The sequence below is a fragment of the Gordonia amicalis genome (assembly GCF_022059885.1).
GTDB classification, from domain to species: domain Bacteria; phylum Actinomycetota; class Actinomycetes; order Mycobacteriales; family Mycobacteriaceae; genus Gordonia; species Gordonia amicalis.
The window spans coordinates 45,330-56,879 of the sequence record NZ_CP091855.1 but is presented as its reverse complement, the minus strand read 5'-3'; the positions used below and the strand labels follow the sequence as shown (position 1 = coordinate 56,879).

9 protein-coding genes and 1 pseudogene are annotated in these 11,550 nt (G+C 67.2%); 8 read left to right on the top strand and 2 right to left on the bottom strand.

What is annotated here, in order from left to right; genetic code table 11:
• Window positions 1-3: 3 nt before the first annotated feature.
• From IHQ52_RS00245 to IHQ52_RS00235, 3 genes are read left to right on the top strand one after another with little or no spacing between them, the layout of a single operon-like run.
• On the top strand, window positions 4-456 hold the full coding sequence (locus IHQ52_RS00245) for a Zn-ribbon domain-containing OB-fold protein (protein WP_024499720.1): 453 nt from the start codon (window positions 4-6) through the stop codon (window positions 454-456).
• Window positions 453-1,616: a thiolase family protein gene (locus IHQ52_RS00240; RefSeq protein WP_024499721.1), complete on the top strand. Its 1,164-nt coding sequence runs from the start codon at window positions 453-455 to the stop codon at window positions 1,614-1,616. Before IHQ52_RS00245 ends, IHQ52_RS00240 begins: the two co-directional genes overlap by 4 nt.
• Window positions 1,617-1,648: 32 nt before the next feature.
• Window positions 1,649-3,214: an AMP-binding protein gene (locus IHQ52_RS00235; protein ID WP_081712467.1), complete on the top strand. Its 1,566-nt coding sequence runs from the start codon at window positions 1,649-1,651 to the stop codon at window positions 3,212-3,214.
• Window positions 3,215-3,229: 15 nt separating this feature from the next.
• Here the strand turns inward: IHQ52_RS00235 and IHQ52_RS23720 are convergent.
• A pseudogene (locus IHQ52_RS23720) lies at window positions 3,230-4,755 on the bottom strand (acyl-CoA synthetase).
• Window positions 4,752-5,873, bottom strand: a complete 1,122-nt coding sequence (locus tag IHQ52_RS00225; RefSeq protein WP_024499723.1) for an acyl-CoA dehydrogenase family protein — start codon at window positions 5,871-5,873, stop codon at window positions 4,752-4,754. Before IHQ52_RS00225 ends, IHQ52_RS23720 begins: the two are co-directional and overlap by 4 nt.
• A gap of 97 nt (window positions 5,874-5,970) precedes the next feature.
• On the opposite strand from IHQ52_RS00225, the gene IHQ52_RS00220 reads away from it, so the two are divergent.
• The 5 genes from IHQ52_RS00220 (at window position 5,971) to IHQ52_RS00200 (ending at window position 11,537) form a co-directional block, all read left to right on the top strand.
• A complete protein-coding gene (locus tag IHQ52_RS00220) occupies window positions 5,971-7,146 on the top strand; it encodes an acyl-CoA dehydrogenase family protein (protein WP_024499724.1) in 1,176 nt (391 codons plus the stop codon).
• A 269-nt stretch (window positions 7,147-7,415) separates the two neighbouring features.
• On the top strand, window positions 7,416-8,261 hold the full coding sequence (locus IHQ52_RS00215) for an MlaE family ABC transporter permease (RefSeq protein ID WP_035760784.1): 846 nt from the start codon (window positions 7,416-7,418) through the stop codon (window positions 8,259-8,261).
• Entirely contained in the window at window positions 8,261-9,130 is an 870-nt protein-coding gene (locus tag IHQ52_RS00210) for an MlaE family ABC transporter permease (protein WP_035760773.1), read from the top strand. Before IHQ52_RS00215 ends, IHQ52_RS00210 begins: the two co-directional genes overlap by 1 nt.
• Entirely contained in the window at window positions 9,127-10,497 is a 1,371-nt protein-coding gene (locus tag IHQ52_RS00205) for an MlaD family protein (protein WP_024499727.1), read from the top strand. Before IHQ52_RS00210 ends, IHQ52_RS00205 begins: the two co-directional genes overlap by 4 nt.
• Window positions 10,494-11,537: an MlaD family protein gene (locus IHQ52_RS00200; RefSeq protein WP_024499728.1), complete on the top strand. Its 1,044-nt coding sequence runs from the start codon at window positions 10,494-10,496 to the stop codon at window positions 11,535-11,537. The genes IHQ52_RS00205 and IHQ52_RS00200 overlap by 4 nt, the downstream gene beginning before the upstream one ends.
• Window positions 11,538-11,550 lie beyond the last annotated feature (13 nt).

The window sequence follows — 11,550 nt, the reverse complement described above, 5'->3', positions numbered from 1 at the left end:
AGAGTGCGCAACATCCCGTCGGTCGTCGACAACGACTACACGTATTGGACCTCGGGTTGGGACGACGTATTGCGCCTTCCGTTCTGCGAGGCATGTGACCGATGGTTCTTCCCGCCGGCCGACACGTGTCCGCAGTGTTCCGGTCTGGTCGGATTCCGGGACACCACCGGGACCGGAACGGTGTTCACCTACACGGTGAACGTCCAGCGCTACAACCCCGATCTGCCGACGCCGTATGTGATTGCCCTGATCGAGCTCGACGACCAGGCCGGCCTCCGGATTCCCGGGAACGTCGTCGGCTGCGAACCCGACGACGTGAAGATCGGCATGCGCGTGGGGGTGGCGTTCGAACCGGCGACGTCGCGCGACGAACCGAATGGTGAGCTGTTCGTCCCGGTGTTCTTCCCGACCGACAGCGGGACCGGTGCGGACCCGGACGGAGGTGATCGTCGATGAGCTCCTACCCGGAACAGGACGCCATCATCTCGGGCATCGGTATCTCCGACATCGGTCGCAAGACCGGCACGCCGGGAATCGATCTGACGATGCAGAGCGTGAGAGCGGCGATCGCCGATGCCGGGCTCGAGCCCACGGACATCGACGCGATCCTCACCCTCGGTGACACTCCGGCCGACGAGACCGCGCAGCAGCTGGGCATCGAACCCGGGAAACTCGGCGGCCCGTACGGCGATGCGGGGCTGTTGGCTCCCGTGCAACAGGCAGCGGTGGCCGTCGGGGAGAAGCGTGCCCGCCACGTCCTGGTGTATCGAACGGTCCAGATGATGGGCGGTACCGTCGACCGGCCGAAGCGGCCGGGGGAGAAGCCCCGGCCGCGGCGCGATCCCCGGCCGGTGATGAGTGATGTTCCGTACCTCCTGGCGGCCGACGCGTATTCGGCGGCCAACTGGCTGGCAATGCACTGTCGTCGGCATATGTACGAATACGGCACCACGCGTGAGCAACTGGGTGCGATCGCGCTCAACGCCCGCGCGAACGCGGCGCTCAACCCCGCGGCCGTCTTCCGCGACGCGATGACGATGGACGACTATCTGGGCGCCCGCACGGTGTCGACGCCCTTCGGTCTGTTGGATTGCGATGTCCCGGTGGATGGTTCGATCGCGGTCGTGGTCTCTCACCGTGACCACGAGTCGTCGGCGCCGAATCCGGCGATACGATTCGCCGCCATCGGCGGCGCGAGCGGGGTCGGAGGCTGGACGCAGCGTCCCGACTATCCGAAGATGGCTGCGACCGAGGCTGCGTCGACGCTGTGGAGCCGGACCGATCTGACCCCGGCGGACGTCGACATCGCCGAACTCTACGACGGTTTCACGTTCCTCACGCTCGCCTGGCTGGAAGCGCTGGGCTTCTGCGGTGATGGTGAGGGCGGGCCGTTCGTCGAAGGCGGCATCCGGATCGGACGTGACGGCGAGTTGCCGCTCAACACCTATGGCGGACAACTGTCGGCAGGACGGATGCACGGCTACTGGGTGCTGCACGAAGCGTGCCTCCAGTTGCGGCGGGAGGCCGGTGATCGTCAGGTCGCGAAACCGCTCGATGTCGCCGCGGTGTCCGTCGGAGGCGGACCCATCGCCGGCTGTCTGCTGTTGACCCGCTGACTTCTTGTGAGCGCTGACCAGAGATGAGGGACATGTCCACGCTGCCCGAGGAGATCCGTACGACCGCCCGCGATCACGGCGCCACCGAGGTCGTGTTCCACAGTGCGGTGCGGCCGGTCGAGACGGCGACCCTGGCCGACCTCTACGAGCAGGCCGCCGCGGTGGCCGCAGGGCTGCGTGCCCGCGGTGTCGGCGCCGGGGATGTGGTGGCGATCCAGCTGCCGAACTGGCGCGAGTGCGTGGTCGCGCATTCGGCGGCCTGGCTTCTCGGCACCACGGTGCTGCCGATCGTGTCGATCTACGGGCCGTCCGAACTGTCGTTCATCCTGCGCCAGTCCGCGGCCAAGATCTACATCGGACCGCGCACCTGGCGCGGACGCGATTGTTTGCCGCTGTTCGACGCGGCGTCGGAGATCCCGACGATGCAGCATCTGTTCGTGGTCGATGCGTCGGGCGAGGCTTCGGCGGATCAGCGGACGGAGTTTCGTGAACTCCTCGACCACGACGCCGCGGGATTCGAGCCGTACACACCGGCCTCGCCCGCCGAACGCGCACTGCTGGTGTACACCTCGGGTACCACCGCCGACCCGAAAGGCGTGCAGCACAGCCACACCACCCTGATCGCCGAGGTGCGCTCGATGGAGGAGCATCGCGGCACCGGGGACGAGGTCAGCAGCCTGGCGGCGTTCCCGTCCGGGCACATCGCCGGCGTGCTGGGCATCCTGCGCCTGTTGGGCCGCGGCGCGACCACCGTCCTCATGGACGCCTGGGATCCCGCGGTGGCGGCAGAACTGGTCTCCTCCTATCGCATCGAATCGTCGGCCGGAGCACCGATCCATCTCGCCGGAATCCTGGAGGCCGCGGACCGCGCCGGCCTCGATGTGTCCTCCCTGACCGAGTACACGACGGGCGCGGCCAACGTCGCCGCCGAGTTGATCCGGCGTGCAGACGGATTCGGGGTCCACGCCTTTCGCTGTTACGGCTCCACCGAGCATCCGACGATCTCGTCGGGGTCGACCGACGATCCGCTCGACAAGCGCGCCAACACCGACGGTCGCATCACCCCGGGCACCGAGGTGCTGATCGTCGATGACAACGACCGCCCCGTCGAACCCGGTGTGGACGGTGAGATCCTCTGCCGCGGACCCGAACAGTTCCTCGGCTACACCGACGCGACGCTGGACACCACGAGCTTCGCCGGCGGATGGTTCCGTACCGGCGACGTCGGAAACCTCGACGCCGACGGCTATCTCACGATCACCGACCGCAAGAAGGACATCATCGTCCGCGGCGGCGAGAACATCTCGTCGAAAGAGGTCGAGGACACTCTGCTGTCGCATCCGGCCGTCGCCGAAGCCGCCGCGGTCGGCATGCCCGACGAAAGGTACGGCGAGAAGGTGTGCGTGTTCGTCGTTCTTCGGAACGGAGGGCACCTCGACCTGGACGGCATCCGCGACCACTTCACCGGCGCCGGGCTGGCGCGGCAGAAGATGCCGGAGCGGCTCGAGGTGGTGGACGTCCTGCCCCGGACGGCGAGTGGCAAGGTCCGCAAACCCGAACTGCGGGCGCAGATCCGGGAGTTGCTCGCGCAGGCGTGACCCTTCGGGGGCGTCTCAGTGCGCGGTCGGCTGCGCCTCGCGGAGTCTGCGCCGCAACAGTTTTCCCGATGGCGTCCGCGGCACCTCGTCGACGAACGCCATCGACCGCGGCTGTTTGAAGCCGGCGAGGTGGATTCGGCAGTGCGCCACCAGTTCGTCGGTGACCGCGTCGCCGGGCTCCACGCCTTGGGCGAGTTCGATCACCGCGTGGACCCGTTCTCCCATCTCGTCGTCGGGGACGCCGATGACGGCGACGTCGGCGACCGCGGGATGGATGACGAGTGCGGACTCGATCTCTTGTGGGTAGATGTTGACGCCGCCGGAGAGGATGAGGTCGCTGCGCCGGTCGGACAGGTAGAGGTAGCCGTCGGCGTCGAGATGACCGAGGTCGCCGATGGTCTGCCAACCGCGCGCGTTGCGGGCATCCTGGGTCTTGGCGGGATCGTTGAGGTAGCGGAACTCTCGTGTCCCGGCGAAGTACACCGAACCGATCTCGCCGGTGGGGAGTTCGTCGCCCGCGTCGTCGACGATGTGGATCTCGCCGTACACGGCACGGCCCACCGAGCCGGGATGCTCCAACCACTCGGGCGAGGTGATCGCAGTCATGCCGTTGCCCTCGCTGCCGGAGTAGTACTCGAACAACACCGGACCGAACCACTCGATCATCTGCTGCTTCACCGGGACCGGGCACGGCGCGCCCGCATGGACCACCAGGCGCAAAGACGACACGTCGAAGGACGAACGGACCTCGGGGTCGAGTTCAGCATCCGGACGAACATCGTCGGCACGAACTGGGCGTGCGTGACGTGGTGTGTCTCGATCGCACTGAGGCATTCGCGGGCGTCGAACGACGGCATGAGCACCACGGTGGCGCCCTGCCGCTGCATTGCGAGCGACCAGCCCAGTGGCGCAGCGTGATACAGCGGAGCCGGACACAGGTAGACCGTCGACGAGCTGACCCCGTACGCCGGCATCATCGAGTCGAGCGGGAGGCCGGTGCCGAACGGAGGGAAGTCGTGGGTGGGCTCGATTCCTTTGGGGCGTCCGGTGGTTCCCGACGAATAGAAGAAGTAGTAGCCCTCGATGGGCTCGTGCGTAATGGTCGAGGTGGGGGTGCCGGCGACGATGGATTCGTAGTCGAGGTGCCCGTCGATCGGACCACCCACGCCGATCGCCGTCTCGACGCCCGCGGCACCCGTGAGGATCTCGGCGGCCAGCTCACCGGCCCCGACGCCGGAGATGAGTATCCGTGCACCGCAGTCGTTCACGACATACTCGGCCTCGGCGGCGGTGAGGTGCCAGTTGACCGGGGTGTACATCAGGCCGCAGCGCTGGGCGGCCCACGCGACCTCGAGGAACTCGGGCCGGTTCTCCATCACGATGGCGATGTGATCGCCCTTCGACAGTCCCTGTGCGGCGAAGAAGTCGGCCAGACGTCGCGAACGACGATCGAGGTCGGCGAAGGTGACGCGAGCCGAACCGTCGGCGAGGACGATCGCATCGTTGTCCGGACGGGCTGCGGCGATCTCGCTGAGGTTCATCGCGCCTCCAGGAGAGCGCACAGCGCTTCGTGATGATGGTCGGCATCGCCGTACAGTGCGGCGTTCGCGCGAGCCCGGCGGATGTAGAGGTGCAGATCGTGTTCCCAGGTGAAGCCGATACCGCCATGCACCTGGAGTGCCTCGCCGGCGGTCTTGCAGATCGAGTCGGACACAAAGGCCTTCGCGACACTGACCGCTCTCGCGGTCTCGAGCGATGAGCCCGCTTCGTCGGCGTCGAGTGACATCGCCGCGTGCAACGTGGCGGCGCGGGAGGCCTGCACCCACATGCGCATGTCGGCGCACTTGTGCTTGACCGCCTGGAAACTGCCGATCGGCACGCCGAACTGTTCCCGGGCCTTCGCGTAGTCGACCGAGGTCTCCAGCAGGTACTCGCCGACACCGACGAGTTCGGCGCAGGCCAGGACGGTCATCAGGCGCAGGGTCCGCTCGATGGCCGCGCGGGCGGTGTCCGGGGAGCCGAGTAGCGCCTCCTGACCCACGTGGACGGCGTCGAGCGTGATGTCGTCGAGTTCGCGGGTGATGTCGAGCGATTCGATCCGGCGGATCTTCACCCCCGAGGCGTCGCGGGGGACGAGGAAACGGGCGGGGTTGCCTTCGAGGACGGCGTCGACCAGCAGGACATCGGCCGTCGACGCATCGGCGACGGTCACCTTCTCGCCGGTGATCCGATACCCGGAATCGGCGGCCACGGCGGTGGTCTGCAGCGCGTCGACGGTCGGTGACCGATGGGGTTCGGTGAACGCCCAGGCGGCCGAGGACTCGCCGCTGACGAGAGCGTCGATCAGCGCGGCGTGGTCGTCGCCGGCCCGCAGCAGAGCGTCGAGCACCGCGACCGTCGGCATGAACGGCGAGGCCGTGACGAACCGGCCGTGTTCGACGGCGACGAGGGCCAGGTCGACCACGCCTTGCCCGAGGCCGCCGACGTCTTCCGGTGCGGCCAGTGCAGACCAGCCGAGTTCTGTTCCCTGGCGCCATAATCCGGCGTCGAATCCGGACGGTGAATCCGCGACGGCGCGCGCAGCACCGGGATGACTCTGCAACAGCGATCGCGTCGAATCCCGGATCGCACGTTGTTCGTCTGTCAGCTCGAAATCCATCAATCCTCCGTGCCAGGTGGCAACGTACCGATACAGTTCACTGATTGAGACACGTCACAGTGTAGACAGAACAACATCTCCCCGGGAAGGTTTCACCGTGAGACTCGGTCAGGATCCCGAACTCGACGATCTCCGCCGGCGCGTACGCGAGCTGTGCACCGACAGCGCGCCCCGACGGCCGCACAAAGCAGGGGTGAGGGCGCCCGAGGCGTCGGAGATCCCGGCGCTGCGGAAGTGGACGGCCGAACTCTACGGCCGCCAACTGCTGGGGGTGAACTGGCCGGTCGAGTACGGCGGACTGCCCGATCCGCACCCGCGTCATGAGGCGGTGGTCTCCGAGGAGTTGGCGAAGGCGGGTGCGCCGATGCCGGTGGGTGGCGGACTCCTGGCGGCCTCCGCGATCATCGACTTCGGTACCGAGGAGCAGAAGACTTTCTATCTGCCGCGGATTCGGTCCGGCGAACACATCTGGTGCCAGCTGTTCAGTGAACCCGGCGCGGGCAGTGACCTTGCCGGTCTGCACACACGCGCCCGTCGGGAGGGCGACCACTACGTCGTCGACGGTCAGAAGGTGTGGACGACGAACGGGCACCACGCCGACTGGGGCTACCTGCTGGCCCGGACCGATGCCGACGCCCCGAAACACAAGGGAATCACGGCATTCGCCATCAATATGAAGAGTCCGGGAGTGCAGGTGAGGCCGCTGCGCGAGATCACCGGGACCGCGGACTTCAACGAGATCTTCCTCGACGGCGTGAAGGTGCCGGTGGAGAACGTGATCGGCGAGGAGAACAAGGGCTGGATGGTGACCACGTCCAGCCTCGCGCGGGAACGGTCGAGTGCCGGCGGCGGCGTCACCTTGTTCCGCGCGCTCGACGACCTCGTCGACCTCGTCTCGTCGACGACGCGCGACGACGCACGGCTCATCGACCGGGGCGAGGTACGCTGCGAGGTCGGTCGGCTGGCGGCTGCGGTACAGGTCAACGCCCTGCTGTCGGCGTATGGCGAGTCGCGGGCGGTCGCCGGGACGGGTGACGCCGCGGATGCCGCGCTGTCCAAGGTCTTCTTCGGCGAGATCAATCTGGCTCTCGCCGAATACGGCATGTCGGTCCAAGCGGGCGATTCGATCCGCGTCGAAGGCGATCCCGCCGCCCATGCCGACGGGTGGTGGCAGGACGCGTTTCTGTACGCCCGTGCCTTCACGATCGCGGGCGGGACCAACGAGGTGCTGCGCAATCTGGTGGCCGAGCGGGGTCTGGGACTGCCCCGCTGACCTCGATACCGCCCTCGGGCAGCCCCTCGGGCCTACTCGGCCGGCGGAGTGGCGGTCTGTGGCGGGCGGATCGGACGGTCGACCGAGCCGATTCGCCAATGTGACTTGCCTCTCACGGCAGAGCTGATACCGTGCAATGAGTTAGATGGATTACCCGATTGAGATAGCTAATCGGGTGACCACGGGTCATGATCGGAGCTGAGTTGACCGGGGGAGACGACAGCATCGCGACAGGCCGGGCCGCACCGCGGCCCGGGGCGCCGCCACCCATGGCGGATGTTCAAACAAAAAGTGCTGCAACGGAAATAGCCGAGTGGTCGACGGGTTACGTGCGCCGTCACCCCGGCCAGTCGTTCATCACGGTCGGTGAGCAGATCAAGCTCGGGATCGAGTCGTTCCGCTATCTCTTCTCCGACCTCGTTCGCGGCAAGTTCCCGCTCGAGGCGTTCATCCGCGAGGCGGTGTTCATGGCGAACACCGCACTGGTGCCGACCTTCTTCGTCGCGATTCCGATCGGCGTGACGCTTGCGATCCAGTTCAGTCTCCTCGCCGGCCAGGTCGGCGCAACCTCACTGGCCGGTGCGGCCAGCGGACTCGCGGTGATCCGCCAGGGTGCCCCGCTCGTCACGGCGCTGATGATGGCCGCGGCGGTCGGATCGGCGATCTGTGCCGACCTCGGTTCCCGCACGATCCGCGAGGAGATCGACGCGATGCGCGTGATGGGTGTGTCCCCCATCCGGCGACTCGTTGTGCCGCGCCTGGCCGCGGCGATGCTCGTCGGCACCGCTCTCACCGGCATCGTCACGTTCGTCGGATTCCTCGCCGGCTATCTGTTCAACGTCTACGTCCAGGAAGGGGCGCCGGGCAGCTTCGTCGCGACCTTCGCGTCCTTCGCCACGGTCGGCGACATGGTCCTCACGCTCGTCAAGGCGCTGGTGTTCGGCATGATCGTGGCCATCGTCGCCTGCCAGAAGGGGTTGGCCACCAGTGGTGGTCCAGCGGCCGTCGCCAACTCGGTCAACTCCACCGTGGTCGGGTCGATCATGCTGCTGATGCTGGTCAACGTGCTCTTCACCCAGATGTACGTGATGGTGTTCCCGAGGGCGTCCTTCTGATGAGCGCGTTGAAGGCGGCCGCCCCGTACTACCCGCCCGGCGTGCGGCCTCTGGCCTCCGTCTATGCCTCGGTGACGAGACCGATCCGTCTCCTCGGGCACATGCTGTCGTTCCTCGCACGCGCCATCGTGGGAATTCCGGCCATGTTCCGGCACTACACGAAAGAGTTCCTGCGCATCCTCTCCGACGTGACGTGGGGTAACGGCTCGCTGGTCGTCGGCGGCGGCACGGCGGGCGTCATCCTCGTCCTCGGGGCCAGCGCCGGCGCCATCGTCGGGATCGAGGGGTACAACGCGCTGCGCATGCTCGGTCTCGGTCAGGCGACGGGACTGATCTCGGCCTCGGCGTCGACCCGGGAACTCGCGCCGATCATGGCGGCCCTGGCGTTCGCCTCGCAGGCGGGATGCCGCTTCACCGCCCAACTCGGCGCCATGCGGATCACCGAGGAGATCGACGCGATGGAGACCCTCGCCATCCGCTCGATCCCCTACCTGGTCACCACGCGACTGGTCGCGTCGGTGATCGCCGTCATCCCGCTGTTCGTGATGTGCCTCGTCCTTAGCTATGTGGTGGTCCAGGGGGTCGTCGCACTCGCCGGAGGCGTGTCGATCGGCACCTACCAGCACTACTTCCATCTCGTCATGGCCGGACCCGACATCATCTACTCGGTGATCAAAGCCGTTGTCTTCGTGTCCATCACGACGACGATCCAGTGTTACTACGGCTACTACGCGCGCGGCGGACCCCAGGGCGTCGGCGTCGCGGTGGGACGCGCGATGCGCCTGGGTATCAGCTCCATGATCGTCGTCAATCTCCTTCTGACACTCGCATTCTGGGGAGTCAGTTCCGGATCGAGGCTCGGAGGGTGAGCGTGCGGACGATCTCCCTCGAATCCGAGGCGGGGGGGCCCACGGACCGGATGTTGCTGGTCCGCGGGCTGATCGGTATCGCGGTGATCGCCGCCGTCGTCGCCGCACTGCTCCTCAAGTCGACCGGGGCGCTCGACGACCGGGTGACCATCACCGCTCTGCTGACCGACGTCGGCGACGGCATCCCCGCCAAGTCCGACGTGAAGTTCCGCGGCAGTCTCGTCGGCATCGTCACCGGCGTCGAACCCGGCTCCGACGGTGAACCGAATCGGGTGGCGATCTCACTCGATCCCGCCAGCGCACAGGGCATCCCGGACACCGTGACCGCTCGGGTGGTCCCCAGCAACGTGTTCGCGGTGTCGTCGGTGCAGCTGCTCGACCATCCCGACCAGGCGGGTCGCCCGGTGCAGGACGGGGACACCGTCGAGGCCGACACGAGTCGGGAGACGATCGAACTCCAGACCGTGCTGACCAAGTTGCGTGACATCGTCGACGCCATGGGGCGTGATCGCCGCGACGACACGGTCGGGGTGCTCGCGGCGCTGGCCACCGCGACGCGGCACCAGGGCTCCGAGATCCGCACCGCCGGGGGACAACTCGTGACGATCATGACCGAGCTGAACCGCGCCGTCGACGACGGTGAGACCCGCTCCCGCCTGAGTGAGCTGGCCACCGCGATGGGGGGACTGCAGCGATCGGCGCCGGATCTGCTCGACGCCGTCCACCACGCCATCGTGCCGATGCAGACCGTCGCCGAGAAACGGGCTGCGCTCACCGATCTGCTGAGCGCCGGGCAGCACACGCTCGGTACCTCGGAAACCGCGCTCGGCAACAACACCGACCGGATGATCACCATCACGAGTTCGTTCGCACCCGTCCTCGACGTCTTCGCCGACGGCGGTCCCGCCCTGGCGCCGATCACCGTCAAGATCGCGAACCTGTCCGAGACGTTCATGACGGAGTTCTGGGATCCGAAGAAGCAGCGCGGGACCGGCCACTTCGTGTGGGCACTCACGCCGCACCGGATGTACTCGCGCGCGGACTGCCCGCGGTACGGCGACCTGGTGGGCAACTCGTGTCAGTGGGCACCGGCCACGGTCGGGCGCCCGACACTGCCTCAGGTGTTGCAGCCCAAGAACTACAAGCCTCCCGCCGGACTCATGGGCGGCAACGTCGGACCGGTGGGCAGTCGGGCGGAGATCGAGGCGCTCCGAAAGCTGTTGGGCCCGGGTGCCAACGAGGTGACCGCGCTCCTCCTGGGGCCACTGCTGCGCGGGAGTGACATCAAGGTCGAGAAGCCGGGACAGAAGCCCGATCAGAAGCCGGGGCGCGCACCGGGCGAGCGGGCGACGGAGGGAGGGCGATGAGTTACCGCAGGTCGATCATCTGGCTGTCGTTGTTCCTCGTCGTCGCGATCATGCTGACGTGGACGATCATCAACACCCTGCGTCGCGATGTCTCCGGCCCGACGTCGGCGTACTCGGCCGTGTTCACCGATGTTTCCGGGCTCCGCACCGGCGACGACGTCCGGATGGCCGGTGTGCGCGTGGGGCGTATCGACTCGATCGAGCTCGACGGCAACCTCGCCCGCGTCCACTTCCGCGTCGACGCCCGGCAGGATCTCAGCGGCAACACCAAGGCCGCGGTCACGTACCAGAACATCATCGGCCAGCGGTATCTCGGATTGTCGTTGGGGCAGTTCGATTCTCCTGCCCCACTGGAGCCCGGCGGCGAGATCCCGGTGGATCACACCGAGCCGTCGTTCGACATCTCCGCGCTGCTGAACGGATTCGAGCCGTTGTTCAGTGTTCTCGATCCGGATAAGGTGAACGATCTGTCGAGTTCGCTCGTCGGCGCGCTGCAGGGTGAGACCGGAGCGATCACCCGTTTGCTGGCGCAGACCTCGTCGCTGGCCGAATCCTTCGCGGGCCCGGACGCATTGCTCGGCGACGTCATCACCGACCTCGGCAAGGTGCTGGCCGGACTGTCCCGGCAGACCGGTGGCATCCAGGAGGTCATCGGACGCGCCCAGGAGATCTTCGAGGCGTTCGCGGCGCACCGTGAGGATCTCGTCGGAACCGCCGACGTCATGACAGAAGTCGGTGGACGCCTCGCGGAGATCGCCTCCGACACCGCACCGTCGTTCGACGCTTTCCTCACCCGTCAGCCGGGCTTCCTCGCGCACTTCGCCGAGAAGAAATCCGAGTTCGAGTACCTGGGAGCCAACGTCCCGCTGCTGCTGAAGGGCATGGCCCGCGTGAGTCAGGAGGGAAGTTTCCTCAGCGCCTACGTCTGTGACCTCAACCCCGCCGACTTCGTCCCCTTCCTCACGCCGCTGACCCCGGCGATCGTCGCTGCGGCGACGCCCGGCGGGAAGCCGAAGTACTCACCGATCTGCCAGCCATGAAGACGTCAGGGAA

What these genes read in the sequence shown, in the direction of transcription:
- IHQ52_RS00240 (WP_024499721.1), top strand. Translation starts at nt 453, where the DNA reads ATGAGCTCCTACCCGGAACAGGACGCCATCATCTCGGGCATCGGTATC.
- IHQ52_RS00215 (WP_035760784.1), top strand. Translation starts at nt 7,416, where the DNA reads ATGGCGGATGTTCAAACAAAAAGTGCTGCAACGGAAATAGCCGAGTGG.
- IHQ52_RS00235 (WP_081712467.1), top strand. Translation starts at nt 1,649, where the DNA reads ATGTCCACGCTGCCCGAGGAGATCCGTACGACCGCCCGCGATCACGGC.
- IHQ52_RS00210 (WP_035760773.1), top strand. Translation starts at nt 8,261, where the DNA reads ATGAGCGCGTTGAAGGCGGCCGCCCCGTACTACCCGCCCGGCGTGCGG.
- IHQ52_RS00200 (WP_024499728.1), top strand. Translation starts at nt 10,494, where the DNA reads ATGAGTTACCGCAGGTCGATCATCTGGCTGTCGTTGTTCCTCGTCGTC.
- IHQ52_RS00225 (WP_024499723.1), bottom strand. Translation starts at nt 5,873, where the DNA reads ATGGATTTCGAGCTGACAGACGAACAACGTGCGATCCGGGATTCGACG.